Source organism: Vibrio sp. QJM3NY_15 (genome assembly GCF_057785995.1).
In genome coordinates this window covers 1,649,996-1,669,157 of the sequence record NZ_CM173517.1, presented here as the reverse complement: position 1 = coordinate 1,669,157, position 19,162 = coordinate 1,649,996, and the positions used below count along the sequence as shown (strand labels likewise).

The following is a 19,162-nucleotide window of genomic DNA, read 5'->3' as shown; positions in this document are numbered from 1 at the left end:
AATACGGCTATGAACCTATTCCAATAAAACACAAACAATCACTGTAACTTTTACTATTTAATTGTTTGTATTTGAGCCTAACTCGGCTCTTAAAAACTCAAGCGACAACACTTTCTAGTGCTTGGTGCGCTTGAGCCAAATTCCCTTTACTCAACTCAATAAGATTGCCGGTATCCATTTTGAAAATGCGGTCTGCGGCATCAAAATAAGCGTCATCATGAGTAATCGCGATTACAGTCACCCCACGCTGTTTAAGCAGTGGTAGTAACTGGCGGTAAAACAGTTTTCTAAAGCGTGGGTCCTGATCAGCGGCCCATTCATCAAGCAGAATACAACCGCGTTTTTCGAGTACTGACATCATCAGTGCCAGTCGCTTTCGTTGACCTTGTGAATAGCGAACATCACTCAACTTACCTTGCTGGTGATCGACCTTATGTGCCATTTCAAGACGTACCATCCACTCGTCAATATCTTTGCTATCGATATCTTGGCCTTCACCATCGACAATTTGATGGAATAGATGAAAATCACTGAACACAGCCGAGAATTGATGGCGATAATCTTGCCAATGTGCTTGAGTCACCTCATTACCATCGACATAAACTTGGCCAGAATGCGGTCGGTAGAGCCCTGTAAGCAAACGAGCAAAGGTCGACTTACCACTGCCATTTCCACCAATAATGAAGATGTGTTCACCGCGTTCTATTTTAAAATCGATTGGACCTACGCTGAATGCGTCGCCATCAAAATCTGAGCGATATCGATAGCTCGCTCCCACGAGTTCTAGTGAGTTGAATACTTTGGTTTTTGCCGATTTTGGACTCAAGCTTCGGTCGGTACTCAACTCTAACGACGACAACTTCTTCATCGAAATATTGGCAGTAATCAAGGTTGGAATTGAACCCACTGCAGACATCAATGGTGTTCTCATAAACAACACAACCAATGCGAATGTAGATGCGACTTCTAACGTCGCCCAACCTAAGCCAGTCGCCAGATAAAAGTTCAAACCAATCAGCGTCAAAACCACGGTATTCGCCATGTTTGCAGCAAAACCATTTAGGATATCGGCCTGTGTCACTTGATTGCGGTAACCTTCAGCATTGACTGAAAACGTTTCATCAAAGTAACGCTTAGCTCTGAATGGGTTTAAAGATAGCTCCTTACGACCATCAATTAAGGACTGGTAATCGTGATACAACTTGTCGTCGTACTCACGAACCTGTTTAACGTGTTTAGTGATGCGCGTAACAAGCAGATAGCCAATGACACCGGTTAACGACAGCATTAAAACGCTGACAACAAACAGAGGCATAGACAAAAAAGCCAGGTAGACCAATGCCACCACCGTTAACACCAAGCCATAAATCAGCTCAGGCAAATGTACGAATGCGATAGTGATATTTCGAATGTCAGTATTAAGTGACGTGAGTACCCCTGCACTTCCAACCTTCTCGACTTGTTCTATATCGGTATTCAACAGTTGAGAGACCAATTCACAACGCTTGTTATAAACGAATTTATGTCCCAGTTTATGGAGAGCAACTTGAGCAACGGTGGCTGTCACCAACAAACCAATCAGCAGCAAAGTAAACTGAATTAGGGTATTGGAAAGTGGACCACTGCTTTCAAGTAACTTATGCTGGATAAACGCAATCACGCCCACGCTCAAGAACGCACTCGCAATACTCAATAAGATCACGAACAACAGTGACTTTTTCTGTTTTTCAGCCAGCAATAGGATCAATCTCATTTCATATACACCATTCAATTAATTATTATTGTGATTATCATTATCAATAAAGAAAAAGATAAACCCGTATAAACCAAGTACGATAATCTTGTTGTTTAGTCTTGGCCTCTAGAAGCTCAACCCGTTAATTCAACAGACACCCGTTACTAGTATTCAGTAATCGCGATAATTAACGACAAGGACTACAAGCGACTGCTATAACCTTCTTAAGCCCCACATCAAGTACATGCCACCGATAATCGAAGCCACCAATCCTGCTGGGATCTCTTGTGGGTAAAGCCACTGTCTACCAAGCCAATCCGAGAACAACATCAGTGCCATACCAATTAACGAAGAACAGATCAGGTGCTCTTTAGCACGGCTATAACCAAATAATCTCGCCATGTGTGGAGCCATCAAGCCAATAAAGCTTAATGGACCAACTACCAGCGTTGCGCTCACGGTTAAACATGCCACCAGCACCAACAATAGAATTCGAGATCTTGATACATTGATACCAAGAGATTGGGCACTCGCCTGCCCTAATGGCAACACATCCAACCATCGCGCACAGAGAAAACCTAACGAGATAAATACAACCGACGATATCAGTAACGGCACGAGTGTTACCTCGGTGACGTAATACGTTGAACCTGCCAACCAAGCCAGAACTTGATAACTTCTTGGATCACCGCCTGCCAATACAAAACTTTGCACAGCGTTCATCAGTGCCGTTATCGCAACGCCTGTTAATAGTACTCTTTCCGGTTGGAAGCCCGACTTTTGGTTAAGCACAACAATGATGCCCAAAGTACAGACCGCGCCAATAAAGCCACCGACATAAAGGCCAACCACGCTGCTGCCAAAGCCCGCAAAGATTGCGATAATCAAACCTAATGCCGTACCAGAACTGATACCAATCACTTCTGGGCTGGCCATTGGGTTGCCACTCAAACGCTGAACGATCGTACCAGCGACTGCCAACATGCTGCCCGCTAATGCCGCTGCCGTTAATCGAGGTAAACGCCATTCGAGCATTGCCCAGTCTTGAGTTTGAAATAACCAACGCCAACCTTCAGTTTGTACAGAGAACAAACTAAACACGACCAGCGACATCGCAATAAACAAGCTGGCCAATACCACTGAATGCTTGTTTAAGCGAGAAGCTACTTCCTTATGACGCGTTAATACAGTTTGTGTTTGTGACTGACTTTTCATGGACAACTTGGGCAGCAACCACAACAACAGTGGAGCACCTAACGCAGCCGTTGCAGCCCCTGTCGGGACAAACATAGACATGATGCCCGGCAACTGTTGAATAAGCAGATCGGTAAGGCTTAACAACAAGCCACCTAACACCATAGATACCAATAACTTAGGGACTAAACGGTGCACACCCATCAAGCGTGCTAACGCAGGGGCTGCTAAACCAACGAATCCAATAACACCAACAGCACTCACAACCCAAGCCGTCAACAATACTGCTAACCCTAAACAAACTACTCTCAATTTAGGTAACGAAACACCTAAGCTCTTAGCGCCCTCTTCTGATAACTGAAGCAAGCTCAGTGGTTTTACAAACAGAAACGCCATGAGAGTCGCAATCGCTAAGCGTGGAGCCAAGTACTGAACATCTTCCCATCCGGTTTGAACCAATGAACCAGCGCCCCAAATCATTAAGCCATTCAGTTTGTCTTGGTTCATCATTAACAAGACAGTACTCACAGCGCCAAAATAGAGGTTCACGACTAAGCCAGAGACAATCACGACGGTTGGAGATAAAGCACGTCGCCAAGACAAAACAAACACCAAACCAATCGTAGTTACGCCACCAACAAGTGCCACCAACGAATAAGACCACTCTAAAAGCCAAGGGGCATAGAGTGTCGCTAACATAAGTGCAAAGCTCGAACCGCTCGCGACACCTAACGTAGACGGTGAAGCCAAAGGGTTTCTGAGCACCTGTTGCATCAAGACACCCGCCACTGCCAACGCTGCGCCAGATAACAATGTAGTGAATAACCTCGGCCACCAAGCCAAATGCAGTTTCACTGAGTCAGGAGAAGTGAAATCAGCGGTCCACAAGCTAGAAAGTCGGCTCAATCCGAACTGAGAGACAGATAAGTGTTGCCCAATTAGAGCCAATGTAGAAACCATTAAAAGAGTCAAAACACCAAACGAGAGAACTCTCATAGCACGCCTCCTTGGTTCAATTCAGAAACAATGAACCTTGCAAAGCGTGTTGCAGAAGGTATCGCCCCGAAGCTCCACACCGCTGGTACTTGTAACGCGGGATGGCCCGACTCTTTCACAATGTATTGCCAAAACTGATTTGCTTTAAGGCTCTCTTCAGTCCCTGCTGGCATTGGAGAAATAATCACGATTTGACCTTTAACGCCAATAAGCTGATCGACACCAACCAAGCTGTAACCCCAAGCGTTGGTTTGCGCCTTCCATGCTGATTCAAGGCCAATCTTGTTTACTGAAGCTTTGTATAGGCTGTTATCCCCAAAAACGCGAACGTGATTAGTGTCCATGAATTGCACCATCAACATTGCAGGCACATTGTTTGGTAGCTGAGTACCTAAACGAGCCATTTCAGCATTCGCTTTCTGAATCAAAACTTCAGCTTGAGATTGTTTTTCAGAGGCCTTTGCTAACTTTCGGGTAACCGTTTCTAACGCTGACCAATCGACATCACCGCTTCGGTACAAACCAATGGTCGTGACAGGGGCAATTTTGCTGAGTTGAGTCTCCAGCGTTGAAAACATTGGAGAGAGTAATATCTTGTCCGGTTTGAGCTCATGAATGCGTTCAAGGTTTGGCTGTGTTCGTAAGCCGACATCCGCAACAGTTGACGGGATTTGAGGAGACTTTACCCACGAGTTGTAATCGGGAATTTGCGCTACCGCAATAGGAGTAACGCCCAACGCCAAAAGCGTTTCAGTGTGAGTCCAATCGATGGAAACCAATCGAGGTTGATCGTCATCATTCAACTCAGACGTATCTTGATTGGCTGACGAAAGTGGAGAAAACACCAGTAAGCTAGAGATAACAACACTTGAGATAAGAGTACGAGTGACATGCGAGCGATGTAATATTGATTGGAAAGACTGTTTAAGCATCATGCTGGCTCCAAATCACCAGGCATCGCGACTGGGTAACCCGCAGAGTGTTGAGTAATGTGCATAGGCACACCATAGATATCTTTCAATATCGACTCTTTGAACACCTCATCAACCTCGCCTTCAACTAATAGCTCGCCACTATGTAAGGCAATAATGTGGTCGCAGAAACGTGCAGCCATGTTGATGTCGTGAATAACAATGATCACGCCAATTTCCAATGTTTCACTCAGGCGCTTAATCAATGTCAGCATTTCAATCTGATGGCCGATATCGAGTGCTGCTAAAGGCTCATCGAGCAAAAGGTATTTGGTGCGTTGAGCCAACAGCATCGCAAGCCACACACGCTGGCGTTCACCACCCGATAAGGTATCCACTAGACGATCAGCGTATTGCGTTGTGTTGGTAAGTTGCATCGCTTCTTCAACGTATTGCTTATCTTTACTTGAAAGTCGACCTAATAAGCCGTGCCAAGGGTAGCGGCCAAAGCTCACCAGGTCTTTGCTGGATAAACTGTCGGTTGCAGGTAAATGTTGAGGTAAGTAAGCAATTTGCTGTGCGAAGTCCTTATCAGACCATTTAGCGACCGCTTTATCTTTCAGGAAAATATCGCCTGAAGTCGCGTGCTGTTGCTTCGCTAGCAACTTTAATAAGGTCGATTTCCCCGAGCCGTTATGCCCAACCAAAGCGTAGATTTTTCCTTGCTCAAACGACACATCAAATGTCTTGAGCAATTGCTTATCCCCTACGCTAAAACCAAGTCCCTTTGCTTCGAGCATATCTTCAACCTTAAAATACATCATTCACTAAAGAATTAATGAAATACGAACATATTCATAAAATCATTAACAGACACGCTTTTATACACTTGCAAAAACGCTAACGCAAACGATTTTCATTTAGATTAAACTGAATGTCGTACTAATTTATGCCTATATTTTAAAGAGTTAGAAGCCTAATTTAGAGAATGAAATCTAAAATTGATTCAAGATTTTGTCGCAACGAAGTTTAAGCATTTATGAAAAGATGCTCATAAATCGATGGATGAGGAAGGCAGAGAGTTTCGTGGCTGTTAGGCTGTTTCCGAATATTCAGCCTAAAACGAAACGCTCATGACGTGATGATTGGGTTCGGTTTCAATCTCGACAATTGACCAACCAAGGGAAAGGTACAAAGGCGCAATATTGGTGTAGGCGTACAACTTAGACGTTGAATCTTTCGAGGGTTGGGATTGATAATAGCCTGGCACTTGTTCAACAGCTCGTTTAATCAATTCACTCGCAATACCTTGGCCGCGCCATTGAGGTTCAACAAACACGGCGTTGATCCACACCACATCCCGCACTTGATGAGGTTCCTGAAAATGGGAATATGCCAAGCCACCAATGACCACATTATCGCGAAGTACTGTTATTACTGGGGGAAGTTGCACGCTGTCTTTATACGTATCTTTAAACTTGAAATCAGACCATTCGCTTTGAAATAAGCCTTCTAATTCACTCCAACAAGGTGAACTTTCATCACAATTTCTAAAGATTACTTTCTGCATGTTTCCGTCCTTTGAAAGGGTAATTTGGCCATCCTAGCCTTGGTTTATATCAGTGTAGATAAAGCTACTCTTCTTCTTCGTAACTGTCTGCTGGGTCTTCATTGATTTCTTCGCCACACCCCAAGCATTCGGCTTGCAAATCCGTTGGCATCACAATAATCAAACCACAATGCGGGCATAAATCACCTTGTTGAAACATCCTGTTATTCCTTCTAGTTCGCAGCTATTGCTTCGGATACTTTTGCTTACTCGCTTCTAACCAATCATGAATAACTTGGCGAGCAGACTCAGATGGCGGTGCATTTCGTTTCCCACAAATCTGGTCAATTTCAAACGGAAAGGCTTTGCTTGGAACACGACGTAGGCCAATGGTTAAGCGCTGAGGCTTGAGCATTCGAAACACCACATAGCGGTCGCTCATGATTCGATTGTGATAGACGCCAATACAATGTTTTTGTTCCACGCCCTCTTGTTCAAGGTCGTAGTAATCAGTAAGCGGATGAATATTGTCATTACCGAGTAAAGGAACTGGATAAGGGATGTCCATGTCCACAGGCCGATTTCCTTCTAGACGGCGTAACTGACGCTGTTCTGTCCATCTATCATGCAGTTGCTCAAACATAGCAAAGGAATTTTGACTGGTGATGGCGCGCAATGGATCGTCCATCTCCAAATCTTGACCCAGTAAAATCGCGTCTTGGAACATGGCCATCTTTGAAGGCGCATTGAGCCTGCCCTCTTCAACCATTGCAATACCTAATCGACTGCCGGTTAAAAACGGATGAACCTGATCCAAACGCAGCGCTGTGTAGCCTACTTTAGAGTAATGTTTGAATTTGAGTACACGTCTTTGTAGCGGTTCGAGAATTCGAACAATGTGGTCAAGCTCATCACCGATGTTGTAATGCAGCTCTAGCTTATCGATAAATTTGAGTGTTGCTTTACTGCCGTCTAAGCCCAGTTTGGCTAAGATTCTCTTTTGCCCTAGGCGACTCAGTTCCAATGCTTTCTTGTTATCGACACTGTGTTTCATGCAGATTAACGCCAAGATAACCGGCCTTAATTCAAGCAGTTGAGCCGCCTCATAAGTGTTCGCAGCCAACCAAAGCATTTGATATTGATACTCTGGAAAATCATCAGTGATTTCTCGATAACGAGCAGGTAACGAATCTAACCAACGACCATTTACATCAAATTGTTCAACAAGATTGAGGCTTAAACCAATACCACCGTCGAGCGGCCGTCTACCATCTTCAAACACATGAAAGCCCACGAGCTTTTGCGACCAATCACTGATCTCAATATCGTAGTCAAAGCCTAATGTGCGAGTGGGAATGGTAAGTAATGCTGTCATTGGTGCCTCTTTGTTATTGGCGCGTTGAACTGTCGAGCCTATCTACTAGCATAAGCTAACGCTCGAACCACTATAACAACCTTTTGTAAATTTCTTATCAATCAAAGCGATATAAATACGAGAGTACTTAGAAGATCTTTGAATGATGATTTTACGCAATATGAGACCTCTTCGATATCATTTGCTTAGAGAGAAACTATGCTTGTAACATCACTAATAACAAGAGGCTTTAATTATGGAATACCAACATATTCTGGTCGCACTTGAAATGTCTGATGACTCGAAAATACTCATTGATAGAGCAACCTTCTTCGCGAACAAACTAGAAACGGAACTTTCGTTTGTTTATATCGACGGTACTCACGGAGAAATCTACCCAGAACTCGTTGATATTCAGCAAAATAATGGTGACTTACCTGTCAATGAAGATGCGATAAAACACTTAAGAGAGTTTGAGGCTTACGCTAAACAGCCGGTTCAGCATATTTTTGTAGGTACAGGTGATTTGAATGACAAACTCAAGGATGCCGTGAAAACGCACAACATTGACCTAATGCTTTGTGGTCATCACCATGATTTTTGGCATAAGATCATCTCGCACTCGAAGCAATTGATAGACTCTTCTCCCGTCGACATACTTGTCGTTCCTATGGACTAGAGCTTCTAAAGACCCACGGTTCCTAAAGACTGTCGCTCTTAAAAAATAGCTGTTTGGCTTATAAAGCCAGGCTTCAATAGCCAGCCTCTATCGGTATTATTGGTTGGCTTACATCCCCTCTTATTTACCCCAATCCAACTATCCCCCATTTGCTAAGTTCATTTGTGATCTTGTCGGCTTATCAACTCGTAAGCGTCTAATAATTAACAAATCACGAGTGTAAGTAATGAAAAAGATTGGTCTCTATCTTTTTACAAACGACTTAAGAATCAACGACAACCAATTGCTCCATTGCGCTACACAGAGCGTCGATAAACTCATTTTCGTGATTGTCGAACCCACTTTGGTTCGTTTCTCTGCTGATTTCGCGAAAGAACAAAGTTATGGTGCACATCGCCAGACTTTTGTTTCACAATCGATAACTAACCTAGAATCGAATTTAGTTAAATTTGGTCAGCAACTTGTCGTGATTCACAGTAATCATTTAGAACCAGACGCAGCCGAGCAAACACTCAGTCAAATCATTGCTACACAACACGTCACCCACTTTTTCGCCAATGCACACTGCGGTTACGACGAGCGACAATTGATTCATTCACTACAAAGCCGTCACCCTGGTTTAATAACATGCTTGCCACATCACTCGACCTTGTTTGACTCACATGAGCTGCCGTTTGAATTATCAAAAGTCCCGAGCTCGTTTACCAAATTTAGAAAGCTAGTCGAACACTTGGACGTTAATAGCGATGAGACGGTTATTACACGCCTTCCACCAGCAGTGATACCAGCACCAACACCAGTAACGGCAATCCCACTATTCACGTCTCCAAATGTACAAAGAGCAGCAACAAACGATTATTTGGGTGGCGAAGACGCAGGACTAGCACATTTAGATAACTACTTCTCACATGATTACGCCCTTAACTACAAGCAGACTCGAAACGCATTTGACGGCATCGAAAACTCAACCAAGTTTTCGCCGTGGTTGGCACTCGGCTGCGTTTCGCCTACAACGATTTATCGCCATTTGAAGCAGTTCGAAGCCGAACATGGCAGTAACGATTCAACCTATTGGATCTACTTTGAGTTGTTGTGGCGCGAATATTTCTATTGGAAATGCTTATCTCTGGGCTCATCGTTATTCGGTGATTCTTCAGACCAAAAGCTCAACACCCCAAACCCCTCGGGAACGTCGAACCTGAATTTTACCAAATGGAAAAGTGGCAATACCGACTATCCGATTGTCGATGCGTGTATGCGTCAACTTAACGAAACAGGCTACATGTCGAACAGAGGAAGACAACTAACAGCCAGCTGTTTGATCTACGAATTAGGTGGCGATTGGCGACACGGCGCAGCCTATTTTGAGAGCCAACTTATCGACTATGACGTGGCATCAAACTGGGGTAATTGGGCATATATAGCCGGTTCCCTGAACTCTCAGGTAAACACCCAAGCCAACAAGCAAAATAATGCTAAGCAACCTAAACCTAAATCACGACATTTTGATTTGGGTAAGCAAGCGGATATGTACGATCCAGACCATGCGTTTATCAATAAGTGGAATGCGTGCAGCAAAGAACCTGTCTTAACTAACAATCAGGATGTGTTATGAACTTCAAAACCGTGCGCCTTGTCTTAGGCGACCAACTCAATGTCCAGCACTCTTGGTTTCAACAGGTTGATGACGACGTCATTTATATCATTGCCGAACTCAAGCAAGAGACTGACTACGTTGCATCGCACATCCAAAAGGTGGCCGCTTTTTTCTCTGCGATGAGCTACTTTTCCGACGAGCTCAAACAACAAGGTCACCAGGTACTCCACCTAACTCTGGATGACACGACTCAATTTGAAAACCTCGATGCTCTATTGCAACACTACGTCCACGAGTTTGCTGCTGAAAAGTTTGAATACCAACGGCCAGATGAATATCGACTTCTCCAACAATTAGCAAAGCTGAAGTTAACCGGAGTAACCAAAGGCTGTAGCGATTCCGAGCACTTCCTGTTTCCGTTTGACGAGATTGAAACTCAGTTTCCGAAAGACAAACACATCATGATGGAACACTTCTATCGTCGAATGCGAAAGCGTTTCGACATCCTGCTCGACGATGGCAAACCGGTTGGCGCAAAATGGAATTACGATGCAAACAATCGCAAGAAGCTGAAGAAACAAGACATCGACAACCTGCCGCTACCATTAATGTTTGCCAACGACATTTCTGCGATTTTAAAACGCATCGAGCATCATCAAGTTCAAACCATTGGTGAAGTTGGCGAACAGTTATTATGGCCAGTCAATCGAGCGCAAAGCCTGTCTCTGCTTGCTCACTTCTGCCAAGTCTGTTTGCCACTGTTTGGACACTTTCAAGATGCAATGACGACCGAGCATGATTCAAAATGGAGTTTGTATCACAGTCGCCTCTCCTTTTCGTTGAACAGCAAACTGCTAAGCCCCCAAGAAGTGATCGATGCAGCGCTGTCGGCTTATCAGGCTTCTTCAAAGCTAAACGCACCCACTATCGATATTGCACAAGTCGAAGGGTTCGTACGCCAAATTCTAGGTTGGAGAGAATACATACGCGGCGTTTATTGGGCAAACATGCCTGCTTACGCCAACAAAAACCACTACGCAGCAGACCGTCAGTTGCCTCATTATTTTTGGGATGGGCAAACCAAGATGAATTGTATGAAGCACGCGATTGATCAATCCCTCGAGTTTGCTTATGCCCACCACATTCAAAGGCTTATGATCACCGGTAACTTCTGTTTAATCACGGGCATTGCCCCGAATCAAGTTGATAGTTGGTACCTTGGTATATACGTCGATGCGATTGAATGGGTCGAAATGCCGAATACGCGAGGTATGGCACTTTTTGCTGATGGCGGGATCGTCGGAACCAAACCATACTCTGCCAGCGGTTCTTACATTAATCGCATGAGTGATTACTGCAAAGGCTGTCATTACCAAATTAAAGAGCGCAGTGGCGAGAGTTCTTGTCCATTCAATAGCTTGTACTGGCGCTTCATGAACAAACATCGCGAGGCCTTAAATCGCAACCCTCGAATGGGGATGCTTTATCGCTCTTGGGACAATATGGATGAGCAAGACCAACAAGCGATACTCGACACCGCAGAACAACGACTGACTAACTTGGAGAACTTATAATGGTGGAACAACTCAGATTACACATATTGGTCATTGGTGGCAGCGGCGGTATTGGTTTCGCCGTGGTTAAGCACCTATTGTCTGAGCTGTCTCGCTTTGATTTTCTCGATGTACATGTCGACGCGACTTATCATTCACAACGACCAGAATTGGAAGATAACCGTTTAAATTGGCACCAAGTCGATGCCACCAACGAAGCTGATATTGAACGACTAAGCACTCAATTCGAGCGATTGGATTGGTTAATAAATTGCGTGGGTATGCTTCATACACCAGATTTGGGGCCGGAAAAGAACCTATCTTCTATCGACCCAGAATTCTTTCTGAAAAACATCTCGGTAAACACCCTACCTAGCTTGTTACTGGCCAAGCACTTCACGCCAATTCTTAAAGCCAGTGACAATCCAAAATTTGCAGTGGTATCGGCCAAAGTCGGCAGCATTTCAGACAACCGATTAGGCGGATGGTATAGCTATCGCTCATCTAAAGCCGCACTCAACATGTTCATCAAAACCATGTCGATTGAATGGCAACGTACATTGAAAAAAGGCACGGTATTAGCGCTCCACCCTGGTACAACAGACACCGCTCTATCCAAGCCCTTTCAAACCAATGTGCCCGAAGGCAAGTTGTTTGAGTCTAGTTATGTAGCTCATCAATTGGTGGACATCATTCGAACGGCTACGCCGGATAAAAGCGGTCATTTCTACGCGTATGATGGTGAGCAATTGACTTGGTAGGGAAGAATACCAATCGCTGGCTTTGATGAATGGTAAAATTTTATGAAAGCTAAAAAAGAGAAAACCCAACAAAGGTGTGACTCTGTTGGGTTTAGTAGTTAGCTCGAAGCTACTGGTTGAAACTAAAAATGTCGTTTCAACGAAGGGCACTCTGAGGATTCAACTAAGGATCAACACTGATCATTACTTTACTATTACCGCTACTCAGCCCAGTTGAACTTACTCTCGTCGACACCTTCTTTTTCTTCCTTAACACGCTCGCGTCGGCTTTGCTCTTCAGCGCGGGCTGCGTCAATTTCTTGCATGATGGCATCAATATCTGCCAAGGCGTCGCTTTCGGTAAACTCACCCGTTAGTTTGCTATCCGGCTTCAAATCACCCTTCTCAAACAGTGCCCACATTTCTTTAGCATACTCAGTGCTCGCCAGTTCAGGGGCAAATTGCGCGTAATAATCACGGATGTTATTAACATCACGAGTCAGCATCCACTCAGCATTGTTGTTCGCAGAAGCATCGACCGCTTGCGGCAAATCGATAATCACAGGGCCATATTCATCAACCAATACGTTGAATTCAGACAAGTCACCATGAATCAAACCAACGCAAAGCATCTTAACGACATAAGTCATCATCACCGCATGATCTTCAATCGCTTGTTCAGGCGGCATCACCACATCATTCAATCTCGGAGCGACATAACCTTCGTCATCAGTGACCAACTCCATCAGCAGTACGCCGTCAAAGCAACCATAAGGGACAGGCACGCGAACGCCTGCTTCTGCCAGCTTATACAAGGCATCCACTTCTGCACTTTGCCATACTTTTTCTTGTTGCTCGCGACCGAAACCAGAGCCTTTTTCCATCGCTCTAGCGCGGCGGCTGTTGCGGACCTTTCGCCCTTCTCGATATGCCGTTGCTTTTTTAAAGCTACGTTGGCTTATTTCCTTGTACACCTTGGCACAACGGATCGTATCACCACAGCGTACTATGTACACTGACGCTTCTTTGCCACTCATGAGTTGGCTTTTCACCTCGTCGACTAAACCATCGTCAACTAAAGGCTGTATTCTTTTAGGTATCTTCATGTCGTCTTTATACATGAGTTACCTGACAGATAAAATATTAACTCGTTAAATGAGTGGTTATTCTCAATAGATTCTTAAATGAAGGGAGATTATGTGGGTTTTGTCTTGTGGCGACGACAACGTGTAGAGCAATAAATCACCTCTTCCCAACAACGTTGCCATTTTTTACGCCATGAGAATGGTTTGAGGCAAACGGGACATGTCTTGGTGGGTAGATGTGGTTTCTTGTGCATTGCCTCTTCCTTGCCGATGAATCAATTATCCCATTCGTTAACGAGAGATTCCCTATTACGCTCGTTCCTCGCTTTAGGGAACGACTAAAGTATTACTAATAAAGCTAGATTCCCTACTACGTTCGTTCCTCGCTTCAGGGAATGACGTCGTATTCTAATCGTTCCTGACTTTAGGGAGTGGCAGCGGTGTGGTTGATAACAACCCCGATTCCGTCATCCTCGAGAAGGAAGAACGACTGAGTCGGGGATCTGCTTTATCCAAACGGATTCGGCTTTATCTGAACTGACTCTGCTCAAATTCAACTAAGTCCGCTCAATTCAGTTAAGCAATAACCTTGTACTGCTTTTCCATCTCACTTACACCAAGGCCTGAATGCTTTGTTACTTTAAGCTGAACTGGCACACGCTCTTTCAGTGCTTCAACGTGGCTGATTACGCCGATCATCTTGCCTGACGCATTTAGGTTATCGAGCGCGTTAAGTGCGATATCCAATGTATCGCTATCTAGCGTGCCGAAACCTTCATCCAAGAACAGTGAATCAATACTGGTTTTGTGGCTCACAAGATCAGATAACGCTAGCGCCAACGCCAAACTCACTAGGAAGCTTTCACCACCTGACAAGGTCTTAGTATCACGCATCACATCGCCCTGCCACGTATCCAACACTTGCAGTTCTAGCCCGTCATCGGCTTTACGTTTTAGCTCGTAACGACCGTGTAGACGTTGTAATTGCTTGTTGGCCAAGTACACCAAGTTCTCTAACGTTAACCCTTGAGCAAACTTACGGAACTTGTCGCCATTTCTAGAGCCAATCAACGAATTAAGACGTGAGATGTCGTCAAACTCAAGTTGTTGTACTTCGATCTGTTTGAACAAGTCTTGTTGATTGCTGCGGTTTTGGCGATCCGTTTCCAAGTTCGCAGAAATCGCACCAATTTGCGTAGCATGACTTTGCTGTGCATTGGAACAGTCCGTCACGGCTTGTTCTACTTCCTGTAGTGGAAGTTGTTGCCAAGCTTCCGCTTTATCATGACCTTTAAGTTCGACTAGATTCGCGTTGGCTGAATTCAAACGAGCTTGGGCACTAACCATCGCCTCTTCCAGTGTTTTCTTAAGGCTTTGCAGTTGCACTGTCACGGCTTCATCCAACAGTGCCGACTCAAATTCATCTTCTGTAGCAAATGGACTTGTCGTTAATGCTTGCGTCCAAAGCGATGTCACTTCAGTCAGAGCTGTCTGTTTCGCCGTTAGCTCGTCACTGTAAGATGTGTGTTTTGTCTGTTCTGTTCGGTGCTCGAGTTCACAACGGTTAAACGCTGTTTGAGCGGCATCGTGTGCGCTGACGGCATCCATCACTTTTTGCTTCATAGTGTTGGTTACAATTTGAATGTCTTGTGTCCCAAACAGCTGCGTTCTAGATTCCGTAACAACCTCCAGCTCTTTCGACAGTAACTCAACCTCTTGATTCGCCACTGTGATGTCTTTCGCTAAGGCTTCTAGTTTGTCATCGAATACTTTCAGCTCAGCATGTTGGCTAATCAACTGCTTATCTAACTCATCATGCTGCTGTTTTGTGGTCAGCCACGTATTAGAAGCTTCAAGCTTTTGAGCAAACCAAGCATCGATATGCGCTAACTCAGGCGCTTCAATCGATGTTTGAATAATGCTTTCTCTAAGCCCTTGCCATTCAGACTCTTTCGCTTGCGAACATTTAGCGGCTTGATCTATCAATGCGTTCGTTTGTGTAGAAAGGTCTGCGAGTCGTTGTTCTGCAAGTTCAAGATTAGATAGAACCTTCTCGACAACCATCGCGGTTGCTGCGCGCTGCTTCTCTGCGTCAATGTAGGCATTTTTTGCATCAGCCATATTGCGCAGGAGTACGATCGTGTTGTTAAGCTGCTGCTCACAAGCATCAACGAACGACTGCACAACATCGCTATTACCTAACCCTTCTACATTTGGCAGATAGATATTGAGTGGGCAATTGTTAGCCAATAACGTTGCATTGCTTTGCTCTAGCTTGGTAACAAGGTTTACCCAATTCAGTTTGGCTTGTTCGATGTCTGCTTGAGCACGCTGAATTTCATCGTTGAGGCCATTGATGATAGGCACCAGTGAATCCAATTGTTGACGGTGCTCTGTGCCGTCTTTCTGAATAACGGCTAACTCTTGCTCTTCTCGCTCTTTTTGTACAACAAGATCAGCGATATCCTGAGATTGCTCAATAGTATGCTCAGTTGAGCCGCACAGCGGGCATTCTGAATTCGGCTTCAACGCCGCTCGATACTTTGCTAATTCACCCTCTTGATCAATTAGGCGAGTTAAGCGCTCTAATGATGTCTTATTGTTCTGGTAACGCTCCACCAGCACTTCACGCTCTTTTGTGAGCTTTTCACTACGTTGTGTATTGGTTTGCAATTCGAGAGATTTAGACGTTATGCGCTGAGTCGCCTGAATAAAGCCACGATTAATATCCGCCAGAGTATTGGTGTTACGGCTCCAGTGCTCAAACACCTCTTTTTGTGCATTAAGGGTATGTTCATTGGCTTGTTGCTGCAAAACGTCCCATCGCTGTTTAGCTTGGTTCTCTGCTGAGACTAACTCTGTGAGTGCATTGTCTTGAGCCAATTTAGAGTCTTTAGCTGCCTGTAACGCTGCTTGCTGAGTGGCTAGCGTGCGCTGTGAAGCTTGAACACTATTTAAAAGTTCTGTGTGTTGACGTTCGAGCTCTCGAACCTGAGTCACCTTGATTTGCCATTGACCCAAATACTTTTCAAGCAGGCTATCAGCTTGGTTAGCCGCTAAATAATGTGCAGCGATCTTTTCTTGCTGTTTAATGGATTCAACAGTTTGATTCAAAGAGACTTGCAGCTGACTTCTCTCAACCTGTTGTTGATTAAGCGTATTTAACGTTTTAGAAGCCGCTACTTGCTTGTCTTTCAACATCGCGACTTGGTTATCTAACGGTCGAACTTGCTCAATGATCTTCTCTTGATCTTGCTGCTCTTGTTTAGCGACCTCAACCAACTTAATATGGTTATTAACGCTCTGTTGTGCCGTGTTTTTTTCTGTATCTCGCTCAGCCAATCGCTTGGTACTACTTTCAAGGTTCGCATGAGTCGTCACGACTTCTTGGCTACAACGCTTTAAATCTTTATGAAGCGGACGCAGTTTTTCAGCAGGCTCGCTATTCGCTAAACGATCTAACGATGGTTGGTTTTCAGCAAGGCTTTCTTGCGCCGTTTTTAAGTCATGATTGCTTGCCGTAATAACCTGTTCGGCTTTAACGACATCTTTCCACCAGCCTAAATGCGCGTTCCATTCAGTAAGTTGTTCAGTCAAACGTTTCTGTTCAGACTCTAGATGGCCATGTTCTTTGGTCAGCTCTTGAATCTGATCTTCAGAGAGTAAGCTCACGCCCTCAGCCTTAGCTTTTAGGTGGTTGAGTGATTCATCGCTCGATTTGAAGTGGTCGTAGATACGCTCTGAAATCAGGCTATAAATTTCGGTACCCGTAAGCTCTTCCAATAACTCGGCACGGTCGTTAGCGTTGGCATTCAAGAAAGCAGCAAACTCACCTTGCGACAGCATGATAGATTTAGTAAATCGTGAAAAGTCTAAACCGGTCACGGTCTCAACCATCTTAATTTTCTTAGTGAGCTGCGTTTCTAATACAGCATCACTATCAGCATCCGCAAATTCACAGGTTGGTGTCTGCAGCGCACCGTCGTGTTTTCCGCGCGCTCTCTTATGATGAAAATTAGAACGGTAAGTTTTACCCTTCACTTCAAATTCAATCTCAGCGAAACACTCACCGGTACCGCGCGTCATTAGCTCGTTGGTGCCTTTAGCGATACTTTTCAAACGCGGTGTTCGGTGGAACAGTGCCAAACAAATCGCATCAAGAATCGTTGTCTTACCCGCACCCGTTGGGCCGGTGATCGCAAACAGACCATTTTCTGCAAACGGTGACTGAGTAAAGTCGAGCTTCCAACGACCTTTCAGAGAGTTCAGGTTTTCAAATTCTAGGCTTAAAATCTTCATACTCGTTACTCACCAGTCCCTTTGGGCTCTTCTATTTCTTCTTGGCTATCCGCACCGTAAGAGACTTCTTCCATCACTTGCTTGAACTTGATAGTCATTCGTTCTAAACGTGCTTTTTCAGAATTCGTTTCAAACTCTTCTAAAGCAATACGCTTTTCAAACACATCCATTGGAGTTAACTCAGATAAAGTTTCAGCAGACTCTTGCTCTAACCCTTGATTACGTCGTTCTCTGGCCCTTCTTAATTGAAGTACTTCGACATTCAAGCCTTCTGTTAGCGCTCGCATGCGCTCCTGTAAATCAGACAAGTAATCCTGAGCTTGAACTTCTATCGACAGCCATACGCTTTGCCCTTCTTCCACACCAATGTATTGGTTTAATTGAGACTCGATTTCGTTCAAATCGCCTTTGATTTCAGCAAGGGGTTGGAATGTTGGAACAGCCAGCTGTGAAATGGTGCGTTCGCCTTCGACAAACTCAACCACACAGACCTGCTTTTGAGATTTCAGCTCATCGAAACTGAGCGGAATAGGTGAACCGCAATAACGAATGTATTCACGCTTCGCGACAACTTGTGGGCGATGGATATGACCGAGGGCAATATAGTCCGCATTAGGGAAACCATCAGCAGCAAAACCATCTAGATTACCAACGTAGATATCACGTACAGAATCAGACTGCTTAACGCCCATTGCGGTTAAGTGACCCGTTGCGATGATTGGCATATTGTCGCTATTTTCAAACGTCGCACGCTTTGCAACAGCGGCGTCATAGACACTTTGATAATGCTGTTTGATAGCATCACCTAATTGCTTTTGACGCTCAACACCAGTAACGCCGGCTTGGCTGGTCAATACATCGCGAGGGCGAATAAACGGAATCGCACACACCAACGCTTCTACATCGCCAGATTTACCTTTGAGTTCGACAACCTGAGTCGCGTATTCTTCATTGGTATTGGGAATCACGTCGGCACCCATGTACTTCAGTAATTGCTGAGTTTCTTTAAGCACAGATACTGAATCATGATTGCCGCCCAATAACACCAATTGGCAACCGATCTTATTCGAGTCGACGACAAACTTGTTATACATTTCACGAGCATAACTTGGTGGCGTACTGGTATCGAAAATATCGCCAGCAACAATTATCGCGTCGATGTTGTGCTCAGTAACTTGCTCAAGTAACCATTGTAAGAACCGTTCGTGCTCATTCTTACGGCTTTTATTGTAGAAGTTTTGGCCAAGGTGCCAATCTGACGTGTGAAGGATCTTCATTGTTGCTCACTGGAAGTCGGTAATAGCTTTAATTTACCAAAATACCGATCAACTACCAAATGAGTTAGCATTATTTCCCCGTTTATAAGCTTGTGAAAAACAACTAATTTCGGGCTTTCGAGGATTCGTGCTCAACGTGCCATCAATCGGAACTTGTTATATAAAAAAACCGCTCAAAGTTAGAGCGGTTTTG

Annotated in this window: 15 protein-coding genes; 4 read left to right on the top strand and 11 right to left on the bottom strand. The window is 44.6% G+C overall.

What is annotated here, in order from left to right; all coding sequences use genetic code 11:
• Nucleotides 1-97 precede the first annotated feature (97 nt).
• The 7 genes from AC3CKG_RS07475 to AC3CKG_RS07445 all read right to left on the bottom strand — a co-directional run bounded on the left by AC3CKG_RS07475 (nucleotide 98) and on the right by AC3CKG_RS07445 (nucleotide 7,760).
• Nucleotides 98-1,753: a multidrug ABC transporter permease/ATP-binding protein gene (locus AC3CKG_RS07475; RefSeq protein WP_488529135.1), complete on the bottom strand. Its 1,656-nt coding sequence runs from the start codon at nucleotides 1,751-1,753 to the stop codon at nucleotides 98-100.
• Nucleotides 1,754-1,948: 195 nt separating this feature from the next.
• Nucleotides 1,949-3,925, bottom strand: a complete 1,977-nt coding sequence (gene fhuB / locus AC3CKG_RS07470; protein ID WP_488529134.1) for a Fe(3+)-hydroxamate ABC transporter permease FhuB — start codon at nucleotides 3,923-3,925, stop codon at nucleotides 1,949-1,951.
• Complete coding sequence (locus tag AC3CKG_RS07465; protein WP_488529133.1) at nucleotides 3,922-4,860, bottom strand: ABC transporter substrate-binding protein; 939 nt, start codon at nucleotides 4,858-4,860, stop codon at nucleotides 3,922-3,924. The genes fhuB and AC3CKG_RS07465 overlap by 4 nt, the downstream gene beginning before the upstream one ends.
• The gene (locus AC3CKG_RS07460) at nucleotides 4,857-5,636 is read right to left on the bottom strand and encodes an ABC transporter ATP-binding protein (RefSeq protein ID WP_065112669.1); all 780 of its coding nucleotides are present in this window, start codon (nucleotides 5,634-5,636) and stop codon (nucleotides 4,857-4,859) included. The genes AC3CKG_RS07465 and AC3CKG_RS07460 overlap by 4 nt, the downstream gene beginning before the upstream one ends.
• A gap of 317 nt (nucleotides 5,637-5,953) precedes the next feature.
• Nucleotides 5,954-6,406: a GNAT family N-acetyltransferase gene (locus AC3CKG_RS07455; RefSeq protein ID WP_488529132.1), complete on the bottom strand. Its 453-nt coding sequence runs from the start codon at nucleotides 6,404-6,406 to the stop codon at nucleotides 5,954-5,956.
• Between the two features lie 64 nt (nucleotides 6,407-6,470).
• Nucleotides 6,471-6,605, bottom strand: coding sequence for a hypothetical protein (locus tag AC3CKG_RS07450; RefSeq protein ID WP_017107965.1), 135 nt, complete (start codon nucleotides 6,603-6,605; stop codon nucleotides 6,471-6,473).
• A gap of 24 nt (nucleotides 6,606-6,629) precedes the next feature.
• On the bottom strand, nucleotides 6,630-7,760 hold the full coding sequence (locus AC3CKG_RS07445; RefSeq protein ID WP_076671826.1) for a PcfJ domain-containing protein: 1,131 nt from the start codon (nucleotides 7,758-7,760) through the stop codon (nucleotides 6,630-6,632).
• 235 nt (nucleotides 7,761-7,995) lie between these two features.
• Between AC3CKG_RS07445 and AC3CKG_RS07440 the strand changes: the two genes are divergently transcribed.
• The 4 genes from AC3CKG_RS07440 (at nucleotide 7,996) to AC3CKG_RS07425 (ending at nucleotide 12,329) form a co-directional block, all read left to right on the top strand.
• The gene (locus AC3CKG_RS07440) at nucleotides 7,996-8,418 is read left to right on the top strand and encodes a universal stress protein (protein ID WP_488529131.1); all 423 of its coding nucleotides are present in this window, start codon (nucleotides 7,996-7,998) and stop codon (nucleotides 8,416-8,418) included.
• 226 nt (nucleotides 8,419-8,644) lie between these two features.
• Nucleotides 8,645-10,033, top strand: coding sequence for a DASH family cryptochrome (locus AC3CKG_RS07435; protein WP_488529130.1), 1,389 nt, complete (start codon nucleotides 8,645-8,647; stop codon nucleotides 10,031-10,033).
• The gene (locus tag AC3CKG_RS07430; RefSeq protein WP_488529129.1) at nucleotides 10,030-11,589 is read left to right on the top strand and encodes a cryptochrome/photolyase family protein; all 1,560 of its coding nucleotides are present in this window, start codon (nucleotides 10,030-10,032) and stop codon (nucleotides 11,587-11,589) included. Before AC3CKG_RS07435 ends, AC3CKG_RS07430 begins: the two co-directional genes overlap by 4 nt.
• Nucleotides 11,589-12,329, top strand: coding sequence for an SDR family oxidoreductase (locus AC3CKG_RS07425; protein WP_372208764.1), 741 nt, complete (start codon nucleotides 11,589-11,591; stop codon nucleotides 12,327-12,329). Before AC3CKG_RS07430 ends, AC3CKG_RS07425 begins: the two co-directional genes overlap by 1 nt.
• A gap of 200 nt (nucleotides 12,330-12,529) precedes the next feature.
• Here AC3CKG_RS07425 and AC3CKG_RS07420 read toward each other — a convergent pair whose 3' ends face one another.
• The 4 genes from AC3CKG_RS07420 to sbcD form a co-directional block, all read right to left on the bottom strand.
• Nucleotides 12,530-13,414: a PA4780 family RIO1-like protein kinase gene (locus AC3CKG_RS07420; RefSeq protein WP_488529128.1), complete on the bottom strand. Its 885-nt coding sequence runs from the start codon at nucleotides 13,412-13,414 to the stop codon at nucleotides 12,530-12,532.
• Between the two features lie 89 nt (nucleotides 13,415-13,503).
• Nucleotides 13,504-13,647 (bottom strand): DUF2256 domain-containing protein, encoded by a 144-nt coding sequence (locus AC3CKG_RS07415; RefSeq protein WP_017110677.1) that lies wholly within the window; start codon nucleotides 13,645-13,647, stop codon nucleotides 13,504-13,506.
• A gap of 322 nt (nucleotides 13,648-13,969) precedes the next feature.
• Complete coding sequence (locus tag AC3CKG_RS07410; RefSeq protein WP_488529127.1) at nucleotides 13,970-17,692, bottom strand: SbcC/MukB-like Walker B domain-containing protein; 3,723 nt, start codon at nucleotides 17,690-17,692, stop codon at nucleotides 13,970-13,972.
• A gap of 5 nt (nucleotides 17,693-17,697) precedes the next feature.
• Entirely contained in the window at nucleotides 17,698-18,969 is a 1,272-nt protein-coding gene (gene sbcD / locus AC3CKG_RS07405; protein WP_488529126.1) for an exonuclease subunit SbcD, read from the bottom strand.
• Nucleotides 18,970-19,162 lie beyond the last annotated feature (193 nt).

What these genes read in the sequence shown, in the direction of transcription:
- AC3CKG_RS07455 (WP_488529132.1), bottom strand. Translation starts at nt 6,406, where the DNA reads ATGCAGAAAGTAATCTTTAGAAATTGTGATGAAAGTTCACCTTGTTGG.
- sbcD (WP_488529126.1), bottom strand. Translation starts at nt 18,969, where the DNA reads ATGAAGATCCTTCACACGTCAGATTGGCACCTTGGCCAAAACTTCTAC.
- AC3CKG_RS07440 (WP_488529131.1), top strand. Translation starts at nt 7,996, where the DNA reads ATGGAATACCAACATATTCTGGTCGCACTTGAAATGTCTGATGACTCG.
- AC3CKG_RS07415 (WP_017110677.1), bottom strand. Translation starts at nt 13,647, where the DNA reads ATGCACAAGAAACCACATCTACCCACCAAGACATGTCCCGTTTGCCTC.
- AC3CKG_RS07445 (WP_076671826.1), bottom strand. Translation starts at nt 7,760, where the DNA reads ATGACAGCATTACTTACCATTCCCACTCGCACATTAGGCTTTGACTAC.
- AC3CKG_RS07465 (WP_488529133.1), bottom strand. Translation starts at nt 4,860, where the DNA reads ATGATGCTTAAACAGTCTTTCCAATCAATATTACATCGCTCGCATGTC.
- AC3CKG_RS07420 (WP_488529128.1), bottom strand. Translation starts at nt 13,414, where the DNA reads ATGAAGATACCTAAAAGAATACAGCCTTTAGTTGACGATGGTTTAGTC.
- AC3CKG_RS07475 (WP_488529135.1), bottom strand. Translation starts at nt 1,753, where the DNA reads ATGAGATTGATCCTATTGCTGGCTGAAAAACAGAAAAAGTCACTGTTG.
- fhuB (WP_488529134.1), bottom strand. Translation starts at nt 3,925, where the DNA reads ATGAGAGTTCTCTCGTTTGGTGTTTTGACTCTTTTAATGGTTTCTACA.
- AC3CKG_RS07435 (WP_488529130.1), top strand. Translation starts at nt 8,645, where the DNA reads ATGAAAAAGATTGGTCTCTATCTTTTTACAAACGACTTAAGAATCAAC.
- AC3CKG_RS07425 (WP_372208764.1), top strand. Translation starts at nt 11,589, where the DNA reads ATGGTGGAACAACTCAGATTACACATATTGGTCATTGGTGGCAGCGGC.
- AC3CKG_RS07430 (WP_488529129.1), top strand. Translation starts at nt 10,030, where the DNA reads ATGAACTTCAAAACCGTGCGCCTTGTCTTAGGCGACCAACTCAATGTC.
- AC3CKG_RS07410 (WP_488529127.1), bottom strand. Translation starts at nt 17,692, where the DNA reads ATGAAGATTTTAAGCCTAGAATTTGAAAACCTGAACTCTCTGAAAGGT.
- AC3CKG_RS07450 (WP_017107965.1), bottom strand. Translation starts at nt 6,605, where the DNA reads ATGTTTCAACAAGGTGATTTATGCCCGCATTGTGGTTTGATTATTGTG.
- AC3CKG_RS07460 (WP_065112669.1), bottom strand. Translation starts at nt 5,636, where the DNA reads ATGCTCGAAGCAAAGGGACTTGGTTTTAGCGTAGGGGATAAGCAATTG.